We start from the raw sequence: 26,099 nt of genomic DNA on the forward strand, positions 1-26,099 counted from the left end.
GCCGCCGGTGCCCTCTCAGGGCCTCGGAACGCTGCGAGGAGTGTCCGGACCGGCGGCGCCGTCGACCCGGTCGTCGGGACCTGCTGCGAGCCGGCCGGCGGCGAAGCCGTCGAGCCGCTCGCCGGCGCCGCCGAATCGTGTACCGGCGGCGCCGCCGAGGTCTTCGCGGACGCGTCCGGCGAACCAGCCGACCGCCGCCTCGCGGCGGGACAGCGGTCCCGGCTCGAAGCCCGGCGTGGTCAGTCCCTTCTGCACCCTGGCCACCAGCTCGGCGTCCTCGTCGTTGGTGATCCAGCCGATGTGGATGTTGAGCCGCCGGGCGAGGCGGGTGCGCAGTCCGGTGCCCCGGCGTGTGTAGAAGGCGCCGGGCACGGCCACCTGGTCCACCGCCGTGGGGATCGCGGTCCAGGCAAGCACATGGTCGGGGTAGAAGTCGATGAGTGTGTTGGGGTAGATCACGGCGTACCGCCACACCCTGCGGTCGGCCGCGGCGAGACCGGGCATCGGGGCGGCGATCCGCTGGTAGAGACGTTCCGCCCAGTTCGAGGACGGCTTGTCGCGCAGCGGTGAGGCGAAGAGTGCGTACGACTCCTCGATCTCGCAGGTGTAGCCCTGGTAGTCGAGGAGGCGCATCAGACCCGGGTGGGCCACGGGTACGTGATAGCCCTCCAGGTAGTTGTCGACGGCCACCTTCCAGTTGGCGTTCTGGACCTCGGCGCCTTCCAGGTCATGGATGCGGCTGCGGCCCACGGGCACCAGGTCGGTGCCGGCGTAGTGGCCGACCGCTTCGGCGAGGCCGGCGCACTGTTTGGCCAGCGGCACGGCGTCCTGGTCGAGGTTGACGAACACGAAGCCCAGGAAGGACTCGACAGCCACGGAGTGGAGGCCGAGCTTCGGCTTGTCCAGGCACGGGATCTGCCGTGCCTCGGGCGCTCCGACGAGGCGTCCGTCGAGCTTGTAGGTCCACCCGTGGTACGGGCAGCGGATGGCCTTGCCACTGGGCTCGGGAGCCGTGACCAGCCGTGTTCCGCGGTGGCGGCAGACGTTGAGATGAGCGGCGAGAGAGCCGTCCTCGGTCCTCACCACGAGGACTTCGCGTCCGGCGACGGTCGCGGCGAGACGCGCGCCCGGGCCGGGCAGATCGGATTCATGACACGCGAGCTGCCACGACCTGGCGAAGATGTTCCGGGTCTCGGCGGCTGCCGTGTCGGGATCGGTGTAGTAACGGGCGGAAAGCGCCTGACCCGGGCTTTCCTGGGTCCGGTGGGTCGGCGGTGTCGTGGTGACGGGAATATCGGGCTGCATCGGCTGTCTCCTCCATGCCGCGGGTGCGGCGATCGGTGTTGAGGCGGCCCACAAGCGGTCAGTGGGCCGGGGCGGGGGACGCCGGAACCGCACTAACTAATTGGTCAGTCAGGTTGCTGGCGGGTTTCCGCAAAGTCAAGGCTTGCGGACTGACTAATTGATTAGTTAGTTTAGTGGATGTCGCCGGGTCCGGTCTGTCACCGCACCTTCGCAGCGACCGCCCGGTCTCCCATCGGGCCCCCTACCACCGGAGTCGCACGGCGTTCTCGCCCTGCACCGAGCCCCACGGACAGCACCTCGTCCCCGAGGCTCCCCGCCACCCGGTCACACCGGGCCGGCTTCCCTTCCCTCTCCCCCGGAGGCACGCATGAGCGGTCGTCGGAGTCTGGTCTGGCTCGGGCTCACTCCCGAACCCGAACGGGAACTGCCCCGCAGCGTGGCTGCTCTGCGCGCTCCCCGGCGCGGCACGGCCGCCGTACCGCCGGAGCTGGCGGACGCCGAACACCGCCGGGTGCAGCGCCTGATCCTGCGCGGCACCCGCCGCGGCTGGCTGCGCTACCTGGCCGAGGTCACCCATCTGGTGACCGCCGTCGCCGACGGTTCCCGGCCCGGCGACCGGCGTGCGGCCCTGCTCGCGGGTGAGGTCGTGCTCGACCACCACCGCATGCTCATCGGTCTCCCCGGTCCCGGCTACGACAGCACGGCGGCCGACCGCAATGCGCTGGAGGAAGCGGTACGAGCTCTGAGGAGCAGCACGCCCGCGAGCGGCGCCAACGCCAGTGGCGGCACCGACAGCGGCACCGGCGCACCGGCGCCCGGCGCCCACGCCGGCGCGGAGAACGGACACCGCACAGTGAAGGGACGCGCATGAGCGCGACGACGATCATCTCCCTGATGGCGGAGCCCTCGGGCACCGTGCTCGGGGCCGCGCCCCGCACCGCCGAGAACGTCCACACCTATCTGTCCGCCGGCGGCTACCAGGAGCTCCCCCACCCGGACCGGCTGTTGGAGCACATCGCCGAGGCCGGTCTCGGGGGCCGCGGCGGCGCCGGGTTTCCGGCCGCGGTGAAGCTCCGCGCCGTCCGGGACGGCGGCGCCCCACCGGTCGTCGTCGCCAACGGCGAGGAAGGCGAACCCGGCTCGGCCAAGGACCGCTGGCTGCTGCGCGCCCGGCCCCACCTCGTCCTCGACGGCCTGGCCCACGCCGCCGCCATCACCGGGGCCACCCGCGGCTGCGTCTACCTCTCCGACCCCGCCGCAGGAGCCGCCGTCCGACGTGCCCTCGCCGAACGCGAGCAGCCCCTGCCCATCGAGATCGTCGAGACCCCGCACACCTACGTCGCGGGTGAGGAGAGCGCGGTCGTCCGCAGGATCAACGGCGGCCCCGCCCTGCCCACGGCGAAGCCTCCGCGCCCCTTCGAGCAGGGTGTCGACGACCGGCCCACCCTGGTCTCCAACGTGGAGACCCTCGCCCGGATCGCGCTCATCGCCTCCCGGCCCCACGTACGACGGCGCACGGCAGGCTCCGCGCTCGTGACGCTCTCCGGCGGCGACGGCGACGCCGTGCTCGCCGAGGTCTCCTACGGCGTCACGCTCCGCAACCTCGCCACCCTCCAGGGCACGCACGACCCGGCGGGGGCACTGATGGGCGGACTGTTCGGCGGGCTCATCGGCGCAGTGTCGCTCGATCTGCCATTGGATCCCTCAGCACTCGCCGCCGCGCGGACCGCAGCGGGCTGCGGCGCGATCCGCTTCCTCGGCGCCGGTGAGTGCCCGGTGTCCGTCGCCTGCGAAGCCGTGGGCCATCTCGCGACACAGAGCGCCCGGCAGTGCGGCGTCTGCGTGGCCGGTACCGGCTCGATCCGCGACACCGTGCACACCCTGCACCTCGGTACGGCCGCTCCCGACGCTCTCGCCAAACTGCTCCGCTGGTCGAAGGGACTGCCGGGACGCGGAGCCTGCGGCCTTCTCGACGCGTCCGCCGGCACCGCGGGCAGCCTCCTGCGCGCCTTCCCCGACATCACACGGGCCCATCTCGACTCCCCCTGCCCGTCCTGCGCCGCCGCCCCTCGCGGCCGTGGTCTCTCGGTGCCCGTACCGGAGATCGCCCCCTCCCCCGCCGCGCCCGCGCCCGCGCTGAAAGGAACCCCGTGAAACTCCTCCTCGACTCCACGCTCTGCCAGGGCTACGGGCTCTGCCAGGAAGAGGCCGCCGATCTCGTCGAGCTCGACGAATGGGGCTACGCGGCCGTCATCGCCGTCCCAGTGCCCTCCGGCCGCGAAGACGCCGCCCGCGTCTGCGCCGAGGCCTGTCCCAACGCAGCCCTTCGCCTGGAGAAGTGACATGGCCCGTGATCTGAGCGCACTCTTCGACCCCAAGTCCGTCGCCGTCGTCGGCGCCAGCGACGATCCGGCGAAATACGGCCACTCGGTCGCCGCACAGGCACTGCGCGCCCCCGACCGGCGGCCGGTCCACCTGGTCAACCGCCGCGGCGGCACCGTCCTCGGCCGCACGGCGGCCACCAGCCTGGGCGAGATCGGCGAGCCCGTCGACCTGGTGGTGATATCCGTACCCGGCCCCGGCTTCGAGACCGCCGTCGACGACGCACTCGCCTGCGGGGCCCGCGCCATCGTCGGCATCACGGCCGGCTTCGCCGAAACCGGCCCCGCCGGCCTCGCACGCCAACAAGCCGTAGCCACCCGCGTGAAAGAGGCGGGGGCCGTGCTCGTCGGACCCAACTGCCTGGGCATCGCGGACAACACGACCGAGCTGTACCTGGCGTCCGACAGCTTCGCCCCCGGCGGGATCGCCCTGCTCAGCCAGAGCGGCAACCTCGCCCTGGAGCTCCAGATCCGGTGCGCCCCGCACGGACTGGGCTTCTCCCGCTTCGTCTCCCTCGGCAACCAGGCCGACGTCACGCTGGTCGACCTGGTCGAGGACTGCGCACGGCACGACGCCACATCGGCCATCGGCGTGTACGCGGAGGACTTCGGCGACGGCCGCGCCTTCGCCCGGGCGGCGGCAGCGGCGGGCAAACCCGTCGTCCTGCTCACCGCGGGACGCGGTACCGCGTCCGCCCGCAGCGCGCAGTCACACACCGGCGCCCTCACCTCATCGTCCGACGTGGTGGCCGCCGCCTGCCGGGACGCCGGGGTCCAACTGGTCACCACACCACGCGAGATGACCGTGGTCCTGGCGGCGCTGCACTCCCCCTCCCGCGGCAGGGGCCTGCGCACCGCCGTCCTCACCGACGGCGGCGGTCACGGTGTCATCGCCGCCGACGCCGCCGAGGCGTCGGGACTCGACGTCCCCGAACTGACCGGCGGCACGCAGGAGCAGCTCAAGGAGCTGCTGTGGGAGCAGTCGGCCGTGGGCAACCCGGTCGACCTGGCCGGAATGGGCGAGCAGAACCCTCTCTCGTACGCCACGACCGTCGGCGGGCTCCTCGCGGCCGACGAGGTCGACACCGTTCTGCTGACCGGGTACTTCGGCGGCTACGCGGCCTCCGGCGGCGGACTCGGTGGTGGAGGCGCCGCCCTCGGTGCCGGTGAAACGCAGGCGGCGCAGGAGATCGTCACCCGCTGGCGGGCCGACCCCAAGCCCCTGGTGGTCCAGTCGATGTATCCGCAGTCGCCGAGCTGCCGGACACTGGCCGAGGCCGGGATACCGGTCTTCGCCGCCACGGAGGACGCCGCCCGCGCGCTGGCGGCGATGACACTGCGCCCCGCCGGCGGCCCACCCGAGGTGGAGCCGCTGCCGCCGGCCGCCGCCCCCCTGGCGGATGCCGGGTACTACGGCATCCGGTCCCTGCTCGGTGCGGCCGGGGTGCCCTTCCCCGCATCGCGCGAGATCACGGACGAGCGCCAACTCCTCGCGGCGGCCGACGCGTTCCCCGGTCCGTACGTCCTGAAGGCGTTGCACGTCCTGCACAAGTCCGACGCGGGCGGGGTTGCGCTGCGGCTCCCCGACAAGGCCGCGCTGCTGGCCGCGTTCCGGCAGATGGACGCCGCACTGGGCGCCGCCGCCTACTCGGTCGAGGCGATGGCCGATCTCTCGGACGGCGTCGAGCTGATCGTGGGGGTCAACCGCGACCCGCGGTTCGGTCCCGTCGCGATGGTGGGGCTCGGCGGCATCCTCACCGAGACCTTCCACGACGTCGCCTTCTCCCTGGCACCGGTGCGCGCGGAACGTGCCACCGCGCTGCTGCGGAGCCTCAGGACAGCCGCGCTGCTCTCGGGGGCCCGCGGCCGGCCGGCCGTCGACATCGCCGCGGCCGCGGCCGTCGTCGAGCGGATCACCACCGTCGCCGCCGCTCACCCCGAGATCGCCGAACTCGAGGTCAACCCCCTGCTGGTCCGCCCGGACGGCGTACTCGCCCTCGATGCCCGAGCCGTACTCGCCTGACCTCCCGCACACCCGCCCCTCCCGGAGGACAACCACCATGGAATTCCGCTACACCCCCGAGCAGGCCGAACTCAAGGCCCGGTCCGCCGCCTACTCCCGGCTGCTGATGCGGTACGAGGACCAGTCCGAGCAGGCCGGCGGGCCGCTGCCCGCGGAGACCGTCCGCGAACTGACCCGTGCCGCCATCGACGCCGGCGTCTACGCGATCAACATGCCCGCCGAATGGGGCGGCGCGGGACTGTCCCTGCTCGATCAGGTCATCGTCGAGGAGGAGTTCGGCAAGGTCACCAACTGCCTGTGGGACATTCCCTGGCGGCCCGCCAACGTCCTCGCGTACGGCACCGAGGCACAGCGGGAGAAGTACCTGCTGCCCGTGATCCGCGGTGAGCGCTTCGACGCGTTCGCGGTGACCGAGCCGGGAGCCGGCTCGGACCCGGGCTCGGGCACCAGCACCGCGGACCGTACCGACGGCGGCTGGCTGCTCAACGGCGAGAAGTGGTTCGTGACCTGCGGCGACATCGCGGACTTCCTGCTGGTCCAGGCGGACGCGGGCCCCGACCGCGCGCCCACGCTCTTCTTTGTGGACAAGCAGGCGCCGGGGGTGAAGATGACGCGGGTGCCGCGCTTCATGCACTCCGCGGTCAACGGCCACCCCGAGTTCGTCTTCTCCGATGTCTTCGTCCCGGACGAGGACGTCCTCGGCGGGGTGGGCAACGGTTACGACCTGACCAAGGAGTGGTTCACCGACGAGCGGCTGATGATCGCGGCACGGACGACCGGCGCGGCGGAGCGTGCGCTCGAACTCGCCCGCGACTGGGCCGTCGAGCGCCGTCAGTTCGGCTCCCGCATCGCCGACTTCCAGCTCATCCAGGGCATGCTCGCCGACTGCGCCGTCGACATCGCGGTCTGCCGTGCGTACACCCACCAGGTGGCCTGGGAGGCCGACCAGCCGCACACCGACCGCAAGACGCTGCACGCCAAGGCATCGACGGCGAAGCTCGCGGCGAGCGAGGCGGCGGGACGCGTCATCGACCGGTGCGTCCAGATCTTCGGCGGACGCGGCTACGACCGCTCCTATCCCGTCGAGCGCCTCTACCGCGAACTGCGCGTCGACCGCATCTGGGAGGGCACCTCCGAGATCCAGCGCCTCATCATCGCCAACGAGCTGATCAAGCGCGGCACCCAGGCTCTCGCGCTGCCCCTGCACTGACGCCCCCTGCTCCTGCCCGCGTACGCACCGACCGCCGAACACAGAGGAACACCATGGACTTCCGTCTCACCACCCGTCAGGAGGAGCTCAGGAGCTCCGCACGAGGGCTCACCGAGTTCATCATGACGTACGAGCTCGACTGCGAGGAGAACAACGGCCTGCCCGCGCAGGCCCACGCGGAGATCCGCGACGCCGTGCTGGACAGCGGACTCCAGGCGGTCAACATGCCGGCGGAGTGGGGCGGTGCCGGGCTCTCGATCCTGGAGCAGGCCACCGTGCAGGAGGAGCTCGGCCGCCTCACCGGCGCCCTGTGGGACACGGTGTGGCGGCCCGCCAACGCGCTGCGTTTCTGCACGCCCGAGCAGCGCGAGCGCTACCTCGTGCCGGTGATCCGGGGGCAGCGCCGCGACTGCTACGCGGTGACCGAACCGGAGGCCGGTTCCGACCCGCAGAACCTCAGGACGACGGCGAAGCGCACCGCGGACGGCTGGGTGCTGAACGGCGAGAAATGGTTCGTCACGGTCGGCGACCACGCCGACTTCATCATCGTGCTGGCCGCGGCCGGCGAGGACGGCGCTCCGACGCTCTTCCTCGTCGACAAGGAGACTCCGGGCGTCGAGATGACGCGCGTGCCGCGCTTCATGCACACCTTCGTCTACGAGCACCCCGAGTTCACCTTCACCGATGTCCGCGTCTGCGAGGACGCCGTGCTCGGTGGCATCGGCGAGGGCTACGACATCACCCGGTCCTGGTTCACCGAGGAGCGGCTGATGATCGCGGCGCGGACGACCGGCGCGGCGGAGCGCGCGCTCGAATTGGCCCGCGACTGGGCCGTCGAGCGCCGTCAGTTCGGCTCCCGCATCGCCGACTTCCAGCTCATCCAGGGCATGCTCGCCGACTGCGCCGTCGACATCGCCGTCAACCGCGCCTACACCCACCAGGTGGCCTGGGAGGTGGACCAGGGTCTGGCGGACCGCAAGACGCTGCACGCCAAGGCGGCCATCGCCAAGCTGTCGGCCAGCGAAGCGGCCGGGCGGGTGATCGACCGGTGCGTCCAGATCTTCGGCGGACGCGGCTACGACCGCTCCTATCCCGTCGAGCGCCTCTACCGCGAACTGCGCGTCGACCGCATCTGGGAGGGCACCTCCGAGATCCAGCGCCTCATCATCGCGGGCGAACTCATCAAGCGCGGCACGGGCGTTCTCCAGATCCCGTCCGCCTGACGGCCCGGGGAGGTCCCGTGGCCGCGGCTCGGGACCTCCCTCGCACCCCTGAGAGAAGTGAGGACGGATGGACGGCATCGAGCGGATCGGGATCGTCGGCTGCGGTCTGATGGGCTCCGGCATCGCCGAGGTGTGCGCACGTGCCGGCCGGGACGTCGTCGTGGTCGAGTCGCACGACGCGGCCGCCGATGCCGGGCGACGGCGTATCCACGCCTCGCTGGACCGGGCCCTGGCCGCCGGAAAGATCGACGGCGAGGACCGGGACTCGGCGCTGGCGCGCATCAGCACGACCGCGGACATGGACGCGCTGGCGGACCGGGACCTGGTGGTGGAAGCGGTGGCCGAGGACGAGGCCGCCAAGCTGGCGGTGTTCGCACGGCTCGACGCGACCGTGCTGCGCGAGGACGCGATCCTGGCGACCAACACGTCCTCCATCCCGGTCATCCGGCTCGCCGCGGCCACCGGCCGCCCGGAGCACGTGGTGGGCCTGCACTTCTTCAACCCGGTTCCGGTACTGCCCCTGGTGGAGCTGGTGCCGTCCCTGCTGACGGCCGAGAGCACCGCGCTTCGTGCGGAGGACTTCGCCGCGAAGGCGCTCGGCAAACAGGTCGTCCGGGCGAGGGACCGGGCCGGGTTCATCGTCAACGCCCTGCTCGTCCCCTACCTGCTGGCCGCTGTGCGCATGGTGGAGTCGGGCGCCGCGTCGGCCGAGGACGTCGACCGGGGCATGACACTGGGCTGCGCCCACCCCCTCGGGCCGCTCGCGCTGACCGACCTCATCGGGCTGGACACCACCCAGGCCATCGCCGAGTCGATGTACGACGAGTTCCGGGAGCCGCTGTACGCACCGCCCCCGCTGCTGGCCCGGATGGTGGAGGCGGGTCTGCTCGGCCGGAAGTCGGGCAGAGGCTTCCACGCGTACCGACCGTGACGGCCCCGGCCCCGGCCCCGGCCCCGGGGCGGTCGTACCCGGCCGTACGCGAAGATGGAAGCCGGCGCGGCCGACGGGCGGCCCGCCGGGACCGGCACCGGACGACGCGGGGAGCAGCAACGTGGCCATGGCAGAACGCACGCGGGAAACACGTGAGCGCATTCTCGCCGCGGCGTGCGAAGTGATCGCCGAGGTCGGTTTCGAGAAGATCCGGATGCGCATGGTCGCCGAGCACGCGGGTGTCTCGACGGCGCTGCTGCACTACCACTTCGAGAACCGCGAAAAGCTGTTCACGGAAGCGATGACGCACTCCTTCGCCCAGACCGGCACCGAGTTGGAGCGGGATGCCGACTCGGTGCCCGCCTCGGTCGTGCTGGCGCGGATTCTGCACAGCCTGCTTCCGACCGATCCCGAGCTGCGGCAGGACTGGCGGCTCTGGCAGGAGCTGTGGGTGAGGGCGCTGCGGGACGAGGCGGCGCAGCACCTCGCCGTCGACCTCTACGACCAGCTGCACACCTGGGTCGGCCAGGCGATCAAGCGCGGTGTCGACTCCGGCGAGTTCACCGACTGCGACATCGACGGGACGAGCACCCTGCTGCTGGCGCTGTGCGACGGTTTCGGCATCCGGCTGATGCTGGGTGATCCGAAGGTCGATCTGGACAGCGCGCAGGCGACGATCTGGGGAGCGGCGGCCCCGGCGCTCGGCACGGGCCCGGACTTCCCGGCGCTCTGACGCCATCGCCGCGCCCCGGACCGGCCCTCAGCTCGGAGGCTGATCGGCGGCTTCCGGGTCGCGGTCGGACCTCGGCCATACGTACGGGAGGTCGTCCGGCACGTCCGGGAACAGTTCACGGTAGAAGCCGGGGTCCTTGCGCACCAGCGCCGACCGATGGCTGCGGTGGAACGCCGCATCCCCGAGCCAGGGCGGAAGGTCGCCCTCCGAGGCGAGTTCCTCCTGGGAGCGTACGGCGGCGTCCGGGCGCAGGGCATGGAAGTCGTCGACCAGGGTGACGGCACAGGTGTCGCCTCGTCCCGCGTCGGCCCACACACGGCACATCTCCAGTCCGTACCGGACGAGGGCCTCCTCGTACCCCGTCCACATGCGCACGGCCGGGTGGCGCCGCCATCCGTAGCCCGGCACGGTGAGCCCGCGCAGGACCTGGAGCGCCTCGACGCGCTGTTTGCCGAGGCGCCGCTGGTCGAGAGCGTGGGCGGATTCCGAGAATCCGGGATGGGGCAGGAAGGTCTGCATAGAGGGTGCATACCGCGCGGGGCCGCGGCTTCACGCGCCGTGCGCACATCTCCCACCCGGCGGCAGACGGTCCGACCGGCCACCAGGCCTGCCCGTGCGCCGGCCAATCGTCGTGCGGAACGGATGTCCGGGCCCGCGCTGGGCATGCCCCACATGAAGGACCGGGCCGAGCCGCAGCCGGAGCAATCGCTCTCCGCGCGCGATCATGGCCCGGTAGGACAACGGTCGACATGGAGGAGTGGGCGAATGCCGAACGAGCGCGCGGGACAGCCGGCGCGGCCGGAGGATCTCATCGACGTGGCCCGGCTGGTGACCGCCTACTACGCCCTGCATCCCGATCCGGCCGATCCTGCCCAGCGGGTCGCCTTCGGGACGTCGGGGCATCGCGGGTCCTCCCTCGCGACCGCGTTCAACGAGGACCACATCGCCGCGACGAGCCAGGCGATCTGCGAGTACCGGGCCCGGCAGGGCATCGACGGACCGCTGTTCCTCGGCACGGACACCCACGCGCTGTCGGAACCGGCGCGGGTGACGGCGATCGAGGTCTTCGCGGCCAACGACGTGACCGTGCTCATCGACACCGCGGACGGCTACACCCCCACCCCGGCGGTGTCGCACGCGATTCTGGCGCACAACGCCGGACGCACCTCGAAGATCGCCGACGGTGTGGTGGTCACGCCCTCGCACAACCCGCCGGCGGACGGCGGCTTCAAGTACAACCCGCCCAACGGTGGTCCCGCCGGGTCCGAGGCGACCGGATGGATCCAGGAGCGCGCCAACGAGATCATCACAGGCGGCCTGAAGGACGTCCGCAGGATCCCCTATGTCCGGGCGCTGGCGGCCCCGACGACGGGACGGTACGACTTCCTCGGGTCCTATGTGCGCGATCTTCCGTCTGTGGTCGACCTGGACGCCGTCCGCGCCGCGGGGGTGCACATCGGTGCCGACCCCCTCGGCGGCGCGTCGGTCGCCTATTGGGGCCGTATCGCCGAGGAGCACCGCCTCGATCTGACGGTCATCAACCCGCGGACCGATCCCACCTGGCGGTTCATGACGCTGGACTGGGACGGCAAGATCCGGATGGACTGCTCGTCGCCGTACGCGATGGCGTCGCTGATCGAGGGGCGCGACCGTTTCGGGATCGCGACGGGCAACGACGCGGATGCCGACCGGCACGGCATCGTCACCCCGGACGGCGGGCTGATGAACCCCAACCACTACCTCGCCACCGCGATCTCCTACCTCTACGCCAACCGCGAGCAGTGGCCGGCCGGGGCGGGGGTGGGCAAGACGCTGGTGTCATCGAGCATGATCGACCGGGTCGCCGCCGAACTCGGTCGCGAGCTGGTCGAAGTACCCGTCGGGTTCAAGTGGTTCGTGGACGGACTCGCCGGCGGCACCATCGGCTTCGGCGGCGAGGAGTCCGCCGGCGCCTCCTTCCTGCGCCGCGACGGCTCGGTGTGGACCACCGACAAGGACGGCATCATCCTGGCGCTGCTGGCGTCCGAGATCCTGGCGGTGACGGGCCGTACGCCGAGCGAGCACTACGCCGCGCTGACGCAGCGGTTCGGTGAACCGGCGTACGCGCGGGTGGACGCGCCCGCGACCCGGGAGGAGAAGGCGGTGCTGGGCCGGCTGTCGCCCGAGCAGGTGACCGCCGACTCGCTCGCCGGGGAGCCGATCACCGCCGTGCTGACCGAGGCGCCCGGCAACGGCGCGCCGATCGGCGGCATCAAGGTGACCACGGAGAACGCCTGGTTCGCCGCCCGCCCTTCGGGCACGGAGGACGTCTACAAGGTGTACGCCGAGTCCTTCCTCGGCCCGGACCACCTGGCCCGTGTCCAGGAGGAGGCCCGCTCGGTGGTGGCCGCGGCCCTGAACAGCTGACGTCCGTGCGGGATCAGCCGCGTCCGGGCGGCTGATCCCCCGGGAGCGGGCCGGCCGTTTCCGCTCCCGCAGGAGCCTGCCGCGGCGCGTCCGGCCGCCACGTTCGACGCCGTCCCTCTGCAGACGCGTGCGTCCTTGTCCGACTCCGCCGACGTCCTCGGGCGCTGGGACATGTTCGACCCACACCGATGTCGTCCCCGTCGTCAGGGTCACCGTGAGCCGGCAGGGCCCGGAGCGCCGCCCGGCCGGGGATGCCGAGGCCGGTGATTTCACCGATGCCGCACGGCTGTGGGCGCCGTGACAGTGGCACCGCCAGCGACAGCGGCGATGCCACGCGGACCCACCGGCAGCCGCACCCGGCCCCGCGCCGGGTGCCGGAGAGGTCCGCCTGAGCGGTCGCCACGACCGAGAGGACGACTCCGTCGTGCAGCAGAGCAACCGCGCCACCCCCCACCCGCACCTCGACCGCGCCCCGTCCGGGGCGCCCCAGCAGGACGGCAGCAAGCGCTCCCGTCGGTGGACGGCCGCCCTGGCCGCCCTGGCCGCCGTGGGACTCGGCACCGCACTGACCCCGGGCGCGCAGGCCGCCGACAACCCCTACGAACGCGGGCCCGCCCCCACCACGTCGAGCATCGAGGCATCACGCGGGTCCTACGCCGTGTCACAGACCACCGTGTCGTCGCTGAGCGTCAGCGGATTCGGCGGCGGCACCATCTACTACCCGACGTCCACCGCCGACGGGACGTTCGGCGCCATCGCCGTCTCCCCCGGCTACACCGCCGGCCAGTCGTCCATCGCCTGGCTGGGCCCGCGCCTGGCCTCCCAGGGCTTCGTCGTCTTCACCATCGACACCCTGACGACCCTCGACCAGCCCGACAGCCGCGGCCGGCAACTCCTCGCGGCCCTCGACCACCTGACCCAGCGCAGCACCGTACGCACCCGGATCGACAGCACCAGACTCGGTGTCATGGGGCACTCGATGGGCGGCGGCGGCACGCTGGAGGCGGCCAAGAGCCGGCCATCGCTCCAGGCCGCGATCCCGCTCACCGGCTGGAACCTCGACAAGTCCTGGCCCGAGGTCAGGACGCCCACGCTCGTCGTGGGGGCGGACGGCGACACGATCGCCCCGGTCTCCTCGCACTCGGAGCCGTTCTACACGTCCTTGCCGTCCTCACTCGACAAGGCGTATCTGGAGCTGAACAACGCCTCCCACTTCACGCCGAACTCGTCCAACACGACGATCGCGAAGTACAGCGTTTCGTGGCTCAAGCGCTTCATCGACAATGACACCCGCTACGAGCAGTTCCTGTGCCCGCTCCCCCGTCCGAGCCTGACCATCGAGGAGTACCGGGGCAACTGCCCGCACACCTCCTGACGGACACCACCGGTGGCGGCCGCGTTCCTCGGCCGCCACCGGCCTGTGCCGCCGCACAGCCGTGTCGCGACATCCTTGGGAGCCGCCCCACCGATGGAGCCGGCCGACGTCCTCCCGGCACACGGTTCTTGCAGCTCAGGGGGCTGAAGCGAGGGCGGGTGCCCCGCAGTCGCACGGTTTCCGCACGTGGTGACACGGTCGTAACGTGACGGTGTGACCGGAAGGACGCCCGCACGACACTCTCTGCGGCTCTACGGCCGCACCACCGAACTGGCGGCCGTGGCCGCACTGGCGGACCGGGTCCGGTCCGGGCGAGGCGCCGCGCTGGTGCTTGCCGCGGCACCGGGTCTCGGGCGTACTGCCCTGCTCGACCGCGCCGTGCGCGACAGCGATGCCGGGACGGTACTGCGTGTCCGGGCGGCGCAGGCCGAGCGCGACCTCCCGTACAGCGGCGCGAATTCGCTCCTGTCCGGCGTCCCCGCGCAACTGGACCCCCCGGCCGGGGTCCCGCCCGCATGCACCTCGCCCACCGGACTCCTCGACGCCCTGCGGCGCGGACCCGCCCGTGAACCCCTCCTCGTCTGCGTCGACGACGCACATCTGTGGGACGCCGCGTCGCGCGCGGCTCTGGGGTACGCCACCCGGCGGGCCGGTGCGCTCCCGGCCGTCGGGCTGCTGCTGTCGGTGGCCGCGCACCGGGCGGACACGGCGGACTTCGCGGGCCTCCCGGTCGTACGCCTCGGTCCCCTGGCGGAGGACGCCGCGACGATGCTGGTGGACGAGTTGGCGCAGGAGCTGACCGGCGACCCCGCCGACCCGGAGGTACGGGAGGCGGTACTGCATGAGGCGATGGGCAACCCTGCCCTGCTCGTCGCCGTCGTCCGGCGGCTGTCCGCGCCCCAGCTCGCGGGGCACGCCCCGTTGCCGAGGCCGCTCGCCGACGGGGCCGCTCTCCTGGGTGTCGTCGGCAGCAGGCTGGAGGAACTGCCTGTGACGACACAGCGGTTGCTGCTTCTGGTCGCCGCCGCGCAGGAGCAGGATCCGGACGGCGCCGGGGCGGATGCGACGCTGCTGATGCGGGCGGCCCGGGCGGCGGGCCTCGACCCCGCGGCCCTGGAACCCGCCGAGTCGGCCGGTGTGACGCGCAGCGCCGGGAACCGCATCCGGTTCGACGACCCGCTGTTGCTTCGTGCCGTGCTCCGCTGTGCGGCTCTGCCCCGGCGTCGTGCCGCACATCGCCTGCTGGCTGCGGTGCTCGGCGGAGAACGCCACCGACTGCCGCGCCTGCTGCACCGCGCCCTCGCCGCCGACGGTCCCGACCCCGCACTGGCGGCCTGCCTCGCGGCAGCCGCCGACTCCCCCGACGTACGGGCGACGCCCCTCGAACGGTCCATCGCCTTCGGCCGTGCGGCCCGCCTCACACCGCCCGGCAGCGCCCGGACATCGCGACTGACCGCGGCCGCCGAGCACGCGTGGTTCGCCGGAGATCCGGGCAGAGCCCGCGAATGGCTCGCGGCGGGCCGACAGGAGTCGGCGCACGACGCTGTGCGGGGCTGCGCCGAACTGGTGCGCGGCACCCTGGCATTGCACGACGGTCCGGTGGGGGACGCGTACGAGATCCTGATGCTGGCCGCCGCGCTGCTCGGCCCGTACGACCAGGAGCGCATGCTGACGGCGAGACTCGGCGCGACCGAGGCGGCCTGGTCGGCGGGCGACGTCCCCGCCTGCCTCGTCGCGCTGGGCGGCGCCCCTCGGACGGCGGGCGCACCCGTCGAGAAAGGCTCCACCGGGGAGCGTGCGCGCCCCGACCTGCCGGCACGGTGGCGGCGTGTCCGGCAGCCTGCGGAGACCGGCTTCCCCGACATGGCCTCCCGAGTGAACCCGTCGCCGCTCGCCCAGGCGTCCTCGGCCGGCTCCCCCGCGGACGCCACCTCCTCACCCGCGGCATTCCGCACGCCGGCAGCCTGGCACCCTGCCGACAGCGGCGAAGGGCGTGGCGGCGACGCCGACCTGTTCCACGACTACCGGGCGGGCATGCTGCACGCGCTCGGCGCGCGGCTCGACGAAGCGCGACGGCCTCTGCGGCGCGTTCTCGACCGGGCCACCACCGATCACGACCCGGCGCGGCTCGTACGGGCCGGTGTCGCGGCCCTCGTCCTCGGGAACATCGCCGCCGCGTGCCATGTCAACGCCCGTGCGCTGGCCGCAGCGCGGGCACGCAATCTCGTGCCTCTCGTGCCACAGATCCTCGAACATCTCGCCTACGCCGAGCTGCGTGCCGGGCGGCACGCGCGCGCACGGGCCCATGCCGAGGAGGGCCTGCGCGCCGCCCACCGCACCGGCCGCCGTAACTCCGTCGCCCATCACCACGCCATCCTGGCCCTGGCCACATCGGTCGAGGGGGACGGCGAAGCGGTCGCCGCGCATGCCGAAGCGGCCCTGGCCATCGCCGGCCCGCACGGACTCGCCCAGGCCGCCACGCTCGCCGAATGGGCTCGCGCACGGGCCGACCTGGGACGCGGCAGGGCCGCCGACGCGGCCGCCCGTCTGGGTCCGCTGGTGCGGCCGGGCCACCGGCGCGGTCACTTCGCCGTACGCATGCTCGCGATGCCCTGCTACATCGAGGCGGCCGTGCTCGCCGGGGAGGCGGAGGACACCGCCACCGCGATGGAGGAGTTCGCCGTGTGGGCGGCCCAGGGAGCGGATCCACAGGCACCCGCCCAACTCTCACGCTGCCGCGCCCTGCTCGCTTCCGCCCACGAGACCGAGGCGCTGTACGAGCACGCCCTGGCCCGGCACGAACTGGCGGGCGGCGACTTCGAGCGCGCCCGCACCCTGCTGCTGTACGGCAAGTGGCTGCGGCGACGGCGGCGGTTGCGGGAGGCCAGGGGCCGGCTCAGGGACGCCCTGTTCGCCTTCGAACGGTCCGGCGCTCCGGTCTGGGCCGAGCAGACGCGGGCGGAGCTGCGGGCGACCGGTGGCGCGGGCGCGCGGGAACAGCGGCCCGGACCCCTGGCGTGTCTGACACCGCAACAGCTGCGGATCGCGCTGTGTGTCGCGGACGGCGCGACCAACCGCGAGGTGGCCCTCCAGCTCTCCGTCAGCCCGCGCACGGTGGACCACCATCTGCGCAATGTCTTCGCTCTCCTCGGGGTCCGATCCCGTGTCGAGCTCACCCGACTCGTGGGCCGGGCGGAAAAGAATCGGCCGGACCCCTAGGGACCGACCGGACGGTATGCCATTCTTCGGACTCAACGAACGTCCCGGCCGCGGAGCGGTTGCGCTGTGTGTGCCGGACGGAGTCGACCTTGGCGGAGGGCCGCGATGCAGCACATCGTACGAACCCGGATCCAGGTACCCACGGCAGTTCCGACCGCCGCCGCGCGAGGCACGGTCCGGGTCCGGTCACAGGTCGACAGGGAGGCACGCGACGTGCTCCACCGCGCCGCCCGGGTGCTGCTGGACGGCCTGCCGGAACTCACCGACCAGCTGCTGGCGGCGTTGCGGGAGCAGGAGCCCGCCTACCGGGCGGCGATCGAGGCCGATGCCGCGGACGTGTGGCAGGAGACCCACCGGTCGCTGCGGCACAGTGTCCAGTCGCTGCTCGACCCGCGGGAGAACCGGGAAGCGGCCCACCGCTGCTCCCGGAAGATCGGCGCGGCCCGCGCCGAACAGGGCCTTCCTCTGGACGCGTTGCTGCACGCCTTCCGGCTCGGCGGTGGCATGGTCTGGCAGGGGCTCGTCGACGAGACGACCCGTCACTGTCCCGACGATGTGCGGCTGCTCGTGCATGTGGCGGCCGATGTCTGGAACTTCGTCGACGAGCACTGTGCCCTGGTCGCCGAGGCCTACCGGCAGGTGGAACGCCGGCTGACCTGGCGGCGCGAGAACCGGTTGCGGGTGATGACGGCGGCCCTGCTCGACGGCACCACCCGTATCGGCGACCTGCCGGAGGTGGCCGACGCCCTCGGTCTTCCGGAGGACGGCAGGTACGCGGTCGTCCTCATCGACGGCGGGCAGGGCGCCGCTTACGCGGGGGCGCGGCCCGCGGGCCGGGCTGCCGGAACACGGATGGTGTGGCACACCGGCGCCGACGCGGAGCACGGGATCGTGCTGATCGGCGACGGCGGTCTCACCCGGCTGGCGGAGGACGTGACCGGTCCGCCCGGCGCTCGCATCGGTATCAGTTCGGCCGTCGACGGCCTGGCCGCCGTCGGTGATGCCCGTCGTCTCGCTCAGACAGCGTTGCGCGCCTGCCCCACGAGTGGCGGCACCGTGCTGCTCGATGACCATCTGCCGGCCGCTCTGGTCGTCTCGAGCCCGGCGCTCGGCACGGCGCTCGCCGACCGTGTCCTCGGTCCTCTGCTGCGGCTCGATCCGTCGGACCGCGACCTGCTGCTGGACACGCTCGCCGTCTGGCTCGACTGCGAAGGGTCGGCCCAGCGCGCGGGCGCCCGGCTCTACTGCCACCGCAACACCGTCCTCAACCGGCTGCGCCGCTGCGAGCAGCTCACCGGACGGTCCCTCACCCGCCCTGCCGACGTCGTCGAGTTCACGCTGGCCCTCACGGCGCGGCGCCTGCTGCGCGACTGAGGACAGGGTTCGGGGCGGGAGCTCGCCGCTGAGAGCCGCAAACAGGGGTGGCGAACAGGGTTGCCGGCGTCCCAGTCGACCCACACGACAGACGAAACATGCCCTCGGCGTGGCGTGCCGCCCACCGGGTGAAGATCGGGCCCACTCCACTCGAAGGGATCAAGAAGAGGCTCCCGAACCGCCCTCTCCAGTGGTGGGAATGCCGGATTCGTCTGACGGTAGATCATGTCGCTACTGCGGACCCCTGAGCGGACGCTGTGTCAGCCTACGCAGTTGCGGCGGAAGGACCCTCTCATGCGCTCTGCCCGCATTCTGCTCGCCTCGGCCGCTGTCACCGCGGCCCTCTCGATCTCGGCGCCGTCCGCGTACGCCATGACGTTCGGCGACGACTGGGAGAAGGACAAGGGCTCGTCCTCGAGCAGCGACCACCACGACTCCTCCTCCAAGCACGACGACGACGACGACTCCGGCAAGCACGACAAGCCGAACGGCGGCATGGACACCGGCGGCGGCGCGCTCGCCACGGTGTCGAACGACGACTGGGAGAAGGACAAGGACAAGGACAGCGACAAGGACAACGAGGACAAGGACAAGAACAAGGACGAGGACAAGGACTCCGACAAGGACAAGGACAAGGACAAGGACGAGGACAAGGACTCCGACAAGCACGACAAGCCGAAGGGCGGCATGGACACCGGCGGTGGCGCGCTCGCCATGGCGTCGAACGACGACTGGGAGAAGGACAAGGACAAGGACAGCGACAAGGACAAGGACAAGGACAAGGACAAGGACGAGGACAAGGACTCCGACAAGGACAAGGACAAGGACTCCGACAAGCACGACAAGCCGAACGGCGGCATGGACACCGGCGGCGGCGCGCTCGCCATGGCGTCGAACGACGACTGGGAGAAGGACAAGGACAAGGACAGCGACAAGGACAACGGCTACAGCAAGAGCGACGAGGACAAGGACAACGGCTACAGCAAGAGCGACGAGGACAAGTCGTGGAAGCACGACAAGCCGGAGGGTGGCATGCACACCGGCGGTGGTGGCCTCGCGGTCTCCGGCAGCGCCGCGGCCGCGGGCACGGTCCTGCTCCTCGGTGGTCTCGGTGCCGGCGCGTACATGCTCCGTCGCCGTGGTGCGATCGGCGCCAACGCCGCCTGATGGTATGACTCGCACCTGAAGTACCGCGCTGCCGTGGCCGGCTGGAAAGGCGGTCACGGCAGCGCCGTATCCCGTTTCACCGTCACCTCTCTCGTACCACCGTCTCCCGCATCACCCGTTCGTCTCCGAATCAGCGTTCAGAACGTCCGCCGCACAAGGAAAGGCGCTCCGTCATGGCCGGTCAGTTGTCCCCGGTTGAGGGTTCGTCCTGGTCCGATCGCGCTTCACGCAGCGTCATCCGCCGGCTGATGTGGCCGGCTGCCGCGATCGGGCTCGGCGTGGTCCTGATCACCGGCTCCTTCGACACCACGGCGCAGACCACCACCCAGGGCATGACGCAGGGCACGACAAGTGCCGTCCCGCCCGTGGTCGCACAGGCTCCGGAGCAGGAGGCCGCCCCCGCGGAAAAGAAGCCGGCGATGCCGCCGTCCGCGCCGACGCGACTGTCGATCCCCGCGATCGGTGTAGACGCCCCCTTCACAGGGCTGGCCATCGGGAAGTCCGGCCAGCTCGACGCACCACCTGCCGCCGACGACAATCTGGTCGGCTGGTTCAAGGACGGCGTCGCCCCCGGGGCGCGCGGGACGGCGATCGTCGCCGGTCATGTGGACACCAAGACCGGCCCCGCCGTGTTCGCGCAGCTCAGCACGTTGCTTCCCGGCACGAAGATCGACATTAAGCGCAAGGACGGCACCACCGCGTACTTCCTTGTCGACTCGGTGGAGAGCTTCAGCAAGGCCAACTTCCCCAACGACCGTGTCTACGCCGACACTCCGGACGCCCAGCTGCGGCTGATCACCTGCGGCGGCGACTACGACCACAAGGCCAAGGACTACACGGAGAACGTGGTCGTCTTCGCCCATCTCGACGCGGCCGCGTAGGGCAGGCGGGGAGTAGGGCCCCAGGCCCCGATCCGAGGAGCCAGGATTCGCGGGACAGGCCCTGGCCCCACCGGGTCGGGGCCTCGCTCGTGCCGGGGGCGGCCGGTGGCATGGATGTCCGACGACAGGCAACAAGCGAAGGGAACGGGATCGAACGCAGTCGGATGGCGGAGGGACACGTCATGAGCGAGACAGTTCTCGAAACCTTCCCCGCCGGGTCTCCCCGCGGGTCATGGGACGCCGAGGAGTTCGCCGCCGAGCAACAGCAGCAGGGCGTCGCCGCAACCGTGGTGATGGACCTCGACACCGACTCGTTCCTCGTGCGCGTCATCGACGCCGACGCCTGAGGGCTCTGTCTGTTCGTCGGGTTCGGCCGCGTCGGGTGGTCGCCGTTCGCCGGCTTCGGCCCTGTCGGGCGGTCGCTGTACCCCGGGCCGGGCGTCAGGCAGTTGCCGTATCTCGGGTCCGGCCGTGTCAGGCGGTTGCCGCGAAGGCGTCGACGCCCGTGAGTTCGGCCGACAGGACCCACAGCCGCGCCGCTTCCTCGGGGTCGGTCGCATACGCCTTGACCCCGCTGGTCATCACGGCGTCGTCCGCGGCCGGTTCGGCGACATCGCAGTCCTCGCAGTAGAGGCCGCCCATCCCGTCCAGCTGCGGGGACGTCGCCGCCCACACCTGCGTCGCGGCGCCCTGCACCGGTGTCTTGAGGCCCTCCATCGTGACGTTGCCCTCGGCGTCCACCCAGCCGGCGGCGATCATCTCCTCCCGCGGGATGTGGCGGACGAGGGCGGTCGCGATGCCGCCCGGATGCAGGGAGAACGCCCGCACCCCGGAGCCCTGGCCCAGGGCGTCCAATTGCACGGCGAACAGCACGTTGGCCGTTTTCGCCTGCCCGTACGCCTGCCATTTGTCGTAGCCCCGCTCGAACTGGATGTCGTCCCAGCGAATGCCGGAGAACTGGTGGCCCCGGGAGGACACCGAGACCACACGTCCGCCACCCTGCGCGATGGCAGGCCACAGCCGGTTGACGAGGGCGAAATGGCCCAGGTGGTTGGTCGCGAACTGGGACTCCCAGCCGGGCCCGACACGCGTCTCGGGCGCAGCCATGATCCCGGCGTTGTTGATCATCAGGTCGATGCTGCGGCCGGAAGCGATGAAGCGCTCGGCGAACTTCCGGACGCTCTCCTGATCGGCGAGGTCGAGTTCGCCCACTTCCACGCCGTCGATTCCCTCGAGCGCCTCCTCGGCCCGGGCGACCCGTCGTGCGGGTACCACCGCACGGGCGCCGGCGCCGGTCAGGGCGCGCACGGTCTCCAGACCGATTCCCGAATAGCCGCCGGTCACGACGGCCAGCTTCCCGGTGAGGTCAATGCCGGCCAGGACGTCATCCGTGGTGCTGAGTGCTCCGAACCCCGATCCGATGCTGTGCTGTCGTGGGTCCATACTTTTCACCCTACGCGCGGGGGCGCGAGCCCGCGCGCAAGGTGGATCGGCGTCCGGCCGGACACACAACGCAGTCGCCGCGCCACCCTGTGTCGATGAATTGTCGACCCGCGCGGTCGAGATGTCAGGATGAGGACTATGACGATCAAGGTGTACTTCGACATCAGCATCAATGACGCACCCGCCGGCCGGATCGAGTTCGATCTGTTCGACGACGTGGTGCCCAGGACCGCGGAGAATTTCCGCGCGCTCGCCACCGGTGAGCACGGCTACGGCTACAAGGGCGCGCCCTTCCACCGGGTCATTCCCCAGTTCATGCTCCAGGGGGGCGACTTCACCGCGGGCAACGGCACGGGCGGCCGCAGCATCTACGGCGCGAAGTTCGAGGACGAGAACTTCCAGCTCAAGCACGACAGGCCGTTCCTGCTGTCGATGGCGAACTCGGGTCCGAACAGCAACGGCTCGCAGTTCTTCATCACGACGGTCCCCACCCCGTGGCTGGACGGCAAGCACGTGGTGTTCGGCGAGGTCACGTCGGGCCAGGACCTCGTGACGAAGATCGAGGGCTACGGTTCGCAGAACGGGCGGACCTCCGCGAGCATCGCCATCACCGAGTCCGGGACGGTCTGACCGGACGGTCGGCACAGGTCCAGGGCAGGGGGTGCCATGCCCCCTGCCTCGGTTCGGTACGGCCGTGCAACAGCCGTAGCGCGAATGACCGTTGGGCGTGAGCCCGTGGGGGTGACGCGGCCGGAATCCTCCAGGCCGTAGGGACCTCCGGGCAGGACGCGGACGAGCCGGCGCGACTCGCCCTGGTCGAGCGCGAGGCCCCGGCGGGCCGGTTCTCGACGCACCGGTCGACGCCGGCCGCCGCCGCACACCGCGTGGGAGTCCGTGCGCAGCGCCCTCGTGGAGGCCGGAGCGAAGGCCGAACCGCCACCCTGCTTCCGCGCCGGGCCCCGCCCGGCCGCGCCGCACTCCGGTCAGGCACGCCGAACGACTGCCGGCAAGCGACGACCTCGGCCGCATCGACCGCTGCGCAGGTCCCGGCTGCGGCCGGTTCTTCCTGGACCGCACCCGCGCGGGCACACGCCGCTGGTCCAGCTCAGGCGACTGCGGCAACAGTGACCGCGCGGCGTCACTACGCCGGGAGCACCCGCCGGCAGGCTCGCGGGGCGGCACGAGGCACTGAGACACACGCCGCTATGACCCCGCGGTTCGGGAAGCCCGCCACCCGTCCCGGGATTTGTCAGCCCACTGTGCAAATCCCTGGACCGCCGGTACCGTCCACGACGTGTACGGGACAGGAGTGCACGGAACGCGCACGTTCCCGCCCTCCGTCCCGTGATCGTGTCCGTGGGCGCGACGGCGCGCGCCTGAGCCGAAGCCGGTGGAATTCCGCCTTCCGCAGATGCCCCATGCCCTGGGCGAACAACCGTCCCGGGCAGTCAGCGATGCGATCTGCCGTCGACGGCTCTCCACACCCCCACTTCTGGAGCCGTAGTGACCTCCGACATCGGACGCAGAACGTTCATGGCCCTCACCGCCTCCGCCACCGCGGGCGTCGCCACGACGGGCCTCACGGAGCAGAGTGCCTCCGCGCAGCCCTCCTCCCTCCCTACACAACCGGCCCCACGCGGGGGGCCGTTGACTCTCTGGTACCCCACCCCCGCCACCGACTGGCTCCAGGCGCTGCCGATCGGCAACGGCCGACTGGGCGCCATGGTCCACGGCGGCACCGACACCGAAGAACTTCAGCTGAGCGACGACACCGTGTGGGCCGGGGGCCCGCACGAGTACGACAATCCCAAAGCGCTCGCCGCACTCCCCCGCATCAGACAGCTCGTCTTCGACGGCAACTGGCCGGAGGCCGAACGGCTCGTCAACTCCGACTTCCTCGGCCTGCCCGGCAGTCAGTTGCACTACCAGACGGTCGGCGGCCTGCGGCTGGGCCTGCCGGTGGCGGGGACCGTGTCCGGCTACCGCCGCTCGCTGGACCTGGACTCGGCGATCACCACGACCTCGTACGTCCGTGACGGTGTCACCTACACCCGTGAAGCCTTCGCCAGCCATCCCGACCAGGTGATCGTCGTCCGGCTGACCGCCTCACGCCCCGGCTCACTGACCTTCACGGCGGGGTTCGAGAGCCCGATGCACGTCACCGTGTCCTCTCCGGACCCGCTGACCGCCGCGCTGGACGGGACCGGTGACGACGCCGGCGGAGTCAGCGGCACGGTGCGATTCCGCGCCCTGGCACGGGTCTTGGCCGAGGGCGGAACCGCGTCGAGCGTCGGCGGAACGGTCACGGTACGCGATGCGAACGCCGCCACCGTCCTGGTGTCGGTGGGGACCTCATACGTCTCGTGGGAGCACGCCGGCGGTGACGCCCCGGCCGTCGCCTCCTCTCGTCTGAACGCGGCGGCGAACCGCCCTTACGCGGAGTTGCGGACCCGGCACGTCGAGGACCACCGTGCCCTGTTCCGCCGTACCTCGCTGGACGTGGGGACGAGTGACGCGGCGAACCTGCCCACGGACGAGCGCGTCGCCCGGTTCGCCGCCGGGGGCGACCCCCAACTGGTCGAGCTGCTTTTCCAGTTCGGTCGCTATCTGTTGATCGCGTGTTCCCGGCGCGGCACGCAGCCCGCCAATCTGCAGGGCCTGTGGAACAACCTGGTCAGCCCTCCCTGGGGATCCAAGTACACGATCAACATCAACACCGAGATGAACTACTGGCCCGCCGGCCCGGCCAACCTCCTGGAGTGCTGGGAACCCGTGTTCGCCATGCTCGACGAACTGGCGGTGGCCGGACGGTCCACCGCGCGGACGCACTACGGCGCGGGCGGCTGGGTCACCCACCACAACACCGACGCCTGGCGCGGCACGGCTCCGGTGGACGGCGCCTTCTGGGGCATGTGGCCGACCGGCGGCGCCTGGATGTCCCTCGCGGTCTGGGAGCACTACCGCTACACGCGCGACGCGGCCGCGCTGCGGCGTCGATACCCGGTACTCAAGGACGCGGCCCAGTTCTTCCTGGACTCGCTGGTCAGCGATCCGACGACGGGCGCGCTGGTCACCTGCCCGTCCGTGTCACCCGAGAACGCTCACCACAGCGGGGGCGGCGGATCGCTCTGCGCCGGGCCGACGATGGACAACCAGATTCTGCGCGACCTGTTCGACGCCGTCGCCGGGGCCGCCGAGGTCCTCGGTGTCGACGCCGACTTCCGCACCCAGGTCCGGTCGGCGCGGGCCCGGCTCGCTCCGATGAGGATCGGCGCGCAGGGGCAGCTCCAGGAGTGGCAGCAGGACTGGGATGCCGACGCACCCGAGCGTCAGCACCGGCACATCTCTCATCTGTACGGGCTGCATCCGAGCAACCAGATCAGCCGTACCCGTACGCCGGAGCTGTTCGCCGCCGCCCGGACGACCCTGGTGCAGCGCGGGGACGCGGGCACCGGCTGGTCGCTCGCCTGGAAGATCAACTTCTGGGCACGGCTCCAGGAGGGCGACCGTTCCTACCAGTTGCTGTCCGACCTGCTCACCCCCGAGCGGACCGCCCCCAACCTGTTCGACCTCCATCCGCCGTTCCAGATCGACGGCAACTTCGGCGCCACGGCCGGAATCACGGAGTGGCTCGTGCAGAGCCAGCACGACGAGCTGCATCTGCTGCCCGCGCTGCCGCCGAGTCTGCCCAACGGCAGTGTCCGGGGGTTGTTGGCACGCGGCGGCTTCGAAGTCGATGTGACCTGGGCGGGCGGCGTACTGACCGAGGGGGTACTGCGAGCGCGGGTCAGCGGGCCCGCGCGGCTCCGTACCGGGCGCGCCGTGCGGGTGACGACGTCCGCCGGGGCGCAGGTGCCGGTCACGCGCCCGGAGGCGGGTGTCACGGCATTCGCGGCGGTGTCGGGCACGACCTATCGAATCCGCCCAGTGCGGTAGGCGATCGCGCCGCTCCCGCGCGCCGCACGCGGGAGCGGGTCCCGTCCGCGTCGGGGGCCGACCGGGCCGTCTCGCCATGTCCTCGTTACTGCTGGTACGACTCCACCTCGTTGATCGGGCGGGCCCGGGCGTCCGCCGGGTCCTCGCCCGCCGAGACGCGGGCACGGCGCTGGCGAAGCAGGTCCCAGCACTGATCGAGGCGCTGTTCCAGCTGCTCCAGCCTGGCCCGCTCGGCGGCGTCCAGACCCGAGCCGGGCGCCTGGGAGCGGAGCTCGTGCTCCTCCGCGACCAGGGCGTCGATCGTCTGAAGAATGTCATCCGGCATCGTGTGCTCCTCGGAGTGACTCGTCATGGGGGAGATCGCGGTCGCCCTCTTCACGACTGTAGCCCTCCCCCGGGCACCCGACGCGGTCGGCGACAGTCAGGCCGGAGCGCACCCCTGGGGTGTCCGCCGCACGCCGTACGGTGGTCGCCGTGCACCTGACGCTTTCC

Annotated in this window: 22 protein-coding genes; 18 read left to right on the forward strand and 4 right to left on the reverse strand. The window is 71.7% G+C overall.

Annotated features, from left to right (window positions below; all coding sequences use genetic code 11):
* Positions 1-15: 15 nt before the first annotated feature.
* A complete protein-coding gene (locus tag ABTX78_RS19615; RefSeq protein WP_352208030.1) occupies positions 16-1,305 on the reverse strand; it encodes an aromatic ring-hydroxylating oxygenase subunit alpha in 1,290 nt (429 codons plus the stop codon).
* 367 nt (positions 1,306-1,672) lie between these two features.
* On the opposite strand from ABTX78_RS19615, the gene ABTX78_RS19620 reads away from it, so the two are divergent.
* The 8 genes from ABTX78_RS19620 (at position 1,673) to ABTX78_RS19655 (ending at position 9,806) form a co-directional block, all read left to right on the forward strand.
* Positions 1,673-2,176, forward strand: a complete 504-nt coding sequence (locus tag ABTX78_RS19620; protein WP_352208031.1) for a hypothetical protein — start codon at positions 1,673-1,675, stop codon at positions 2,174-2,176.
* On the forward strand, positions 2,173-3,459 hold the full coding sequence (locus ABTX78_RS19625; RefSeq protein ID WP_352208032.1) for an NADH-ubiquinone oxidoreductase-F iron-sulfur binding region domain-containing protein: 1,287 nt from the start codon (positions 2,173-2,175) through the stop codon (positions 3,457-3,459). The genes ABTX78_RS19620 and ABTX78_RS19625 overlap by 4 nt, the downstream gene beginning before the upstream one ends.
* A complete protein-coding gene (locus tag ABTX78_RS19630) occupies positions 3,456-3,647 on the forward strand; it encodes a ferredoxin (protein WP_327685874.1) in 192 nt (63 codons plus the stop codon). Before ABTX78_RS19625 ends, ABTX78_RS19630 begins: the two co-directional genes overlap by 4 nt.
* A 1-nt stretch (position 3,648) precedes the next feature.
* Positions 3,649-5,709 (forward strand): acetate--CoA ligase family protein, encoded by a 2,061-nt coding sequence (locus ABTX78_RS19635; RefSeq protein WP_352208033.1) that lies wholly within the window; start codon positions 3,649-3,651, stop codon positions 5,707-5,709.
* Positions 5,710-5,746: 37 nt separating this feature from the next.
* Entirely contained in the window at positions 5,747-6,919 is a 1,173-nt protein-coding gene (locus tag ABTX78_RS19640) for an acyl-CoA dehydrogenase family protein (RefSeq protein WP_352208034.1), read from the forward strand.
* 53 nt (positions 6,920-6,972) lie between these two features.
* On the forward strand, positions 6,973-8,142 hold the full coding sequence (locus tag ABTX78_RS19645) for an acyl-CoA dehydrogenase family protein (RefSeq protein WP_352208035.1): 1,170 nt from the start codon (positions 6,973-6,975) through the stop codon (positions 8,140-8,142).
* 67 nt (positions 8,143-8,209) lie between these two features.
* Positions 8,210-9,073, forward strand: coding sequence for a 3-hydroxybutyryl-CoA dehydrogenase (locus ABTX78_RS19650; RefSeq protein WP_352208036.1), 864 nt, complete (start codon positions 8,210-8,212; stop codon positions 9,071-9,073).
* Between the two features lie 127 nt (positions 9,074-9,200).
* On the forward strand, positions 9,201-9,806 hold the full coding sequence (locus ABTX78_RS19655; protein ID WP_352208037.1) for a TetR/AcrR family transcriptional regulator: 606 nt from the start codon (positions 9,201-9,203) through the stop codon (positions 9,804-9,806).
* Between the two features lie 27 nt (positions 9,807-9,833).
* On the opposite strand, the gene ABTX78_RS19660 is transcribed toward ABTX78_RS19655, so the two are convergent.
* Positions 9,834-10,325: an MSMEG_6728 family protein gene (locus tag ABTX78_RS19660; protein ID WP_352208038.1), complete on the reverse strand. Its 492-nt coding sequence runs from the start codon at positions 10,323-10,325 to the stop codon at positions 9,834-9,836.
* 246 nt (positions 10,326-10,571) lie between these two features.
* On the opposite strand from ABTX78_RS19660, the gene pgm reads away from it, so the two are divergent.
* From pgm to ABTX78_RS19695, 7 genes are all read left to right on the forward strand, one after another.
* Positions 10,572-12,212 (forward strand): phosphoglucomutase (alpha-D-glucose-1,6-bisphosphate-dependent), encoded by a 1,641-nt coding sequence (pgm, locus tag ABTX78_RS19665; RefSeq protein ID WP_352208039.1) that lies wholly within the window; start codon positions 10,572-10,574, stop codon positions 12,210-12,212.
* A gap of 424 nt (positions 12,213-12,636) precedes the next feature.
* Positions 12,637-13,587, forward strand: a complete 951-nt coding sequence (gene bdeA, locus ABTX78_RS19670; RefSeq protein ID WP_502993900.1) for a bis(hydroxyethyl) terephthalate hydrolase — start codon at positions 12,637-12,639, stop codon at positions 13,585-13,587.
* Between the two features lie 213 nt (positions 13,588-13,800).
* Entirely contained in the window at positions 13,801-16,806 is a 3,006-nt protein-coding gene (locus tag ABTX78_RS19675) for a helix-turn-helix transcriptional regulator (RefSeq protein WP_352208040.1), read from the forward strand.
* 105 nt (positions 16,807-16,911) lie between these two features.
* Positions 16,912-18,180 carry a PucR family transcriptional regulator gene (locus ABTX78_RS19680; RefSeq protein WP_352208041.1) on the forward strand — a complete coding sequence of 423 codons (1,269 nt, stop codon included), beginning with the start codon at positions 16,912-16,914 and terminating at the stop codon, positions 18,178-18,180.
* 294 nt (positions 18,181-18,474) lie between these two features.
* Positions 18,475-19,347, forward strand: coding sequence for a hypothetical protein (locus ABTX78_RS19685; RefSeq protein ID WP_352208042.1), 873 nt, complete (start codon positions 18,475-18,477; stop codon positions 19,345-19,347).
* Positions 19,348-19,520: 173 nt separating this feature from the next.
* The gene (locus ABTX78_RS19690; RefSeq protein ID WP_352208043.1) at positions 19,521-20,228 is read left to right on the forward strand and encodes a class F sortase; all 708 of its coding nucleotides are present in this window, start codon (positions 19,521-19,523) and stop codon (positions 20,226-20,228) included.
* Between the two features lie 182 nt (positions 20,229-20,410).
* A complete protein-coding gene (locus ABTX78_RS19695; RefSeq protein WP_352208044.1) occupies positions 20,411-20,575 on the forward strand; it encodes a DUF8839 family protein in 165 nt (54 codons plus the stop codon).
* Positions 20,576-20,702: 127 nt separating this feature from the next.
* On the opposite strand, the gene ABTX78_RS19700 is transcribed toward ABTX78_RS19695, so the two are convergent.
* Positions 20,703-21,671 (reverse strand): SDR family NAD(P)-dependent oxidoreductase, encoded by a 969-nt coding sequence (locus ABTX78_RS19700; RefSeq protein WP_352208045.1) that lies wholly within the window; start codon positions 21,669-21,671, stop codon positions 20,703-20,705.
* A gap of 138 nt (positions 21,672-21,809) precedes the next feature.
* On the opposite strand from ABTX78_RS19700, the gene ABTX78_RS19705 reads away from it, so the two are divergent.
* The 3 genes from ABTX78_RS19705 (at position 21,810) to ABTX78_RS19715 (ending at position 25,607) form a co-directional block, all read left to right on the forward strand.
* Positions 21,810-22,301 (forward strand): peptidylprolyl isomerase, encoded by a 492-nt coding sequence (locus ABTX78_RS19705; RefSeq protein WP_352208046.1) that lies wholly within the window; start codon positions 21,810-21,812, stop codon positions 22,299-22,301.
* A gap of 397 nt (positions 22,302-22,698) precedes the next feature.
* On the forward strand, positions 22,699-22,863 hold the full coding sequence (locus ABTX78_RS19710; protein ID WP_352208074.1) for a CGNR zinc finger domain-containing protein: 165 nt from the start codon (positions 22,699-22,701) through the stop codon (positions 22,861-22,863).
* A gap of 311 nt (positions 22,864-23,174) precedes the next feature.
* On the forward strand, positions 23,175-25,607 hold the full coding sequence (locus ABTX78_RS19715) for a glycoside hydrolase family 95 protein (protein ID WP_352208047.1): 2,433 nt from the start codon (positions 23,175-23,177) through the stop codon (positions 25,605-25,607).
* An 85-nt stretch (positions 25,608-25,692) separates the two neighbouring features.
* On the opposite strand, the gene ABTX78_RS19720 is transcribed toward ABTX78_RS19715, so the two are convergent.
* Positions 25,693-25,932 carry a DUF2630 family protein gene (locus tag ABTX78_RS19720; protein WP_352208048.1) on the reverse strand — a complete coding sequence of 80 codons (240 nt, stop codon included), beginning with the start codon at positions 25,930-25,932 and terminating at the stop codon, positions 25,693-25,695.
* Positions 25,933-26,099: the final 167 nt, after the last annotated feature.

Origin of the sequence: Streptomyces sp. NPDC096193 (assembly GCF_040302905.1) — a bacterium.
Classification (GTDB): Bacteria; Actinomycetota; Actinomycetes; order Streptomycetales; family Streptomycetaceae; genus Streptomyces.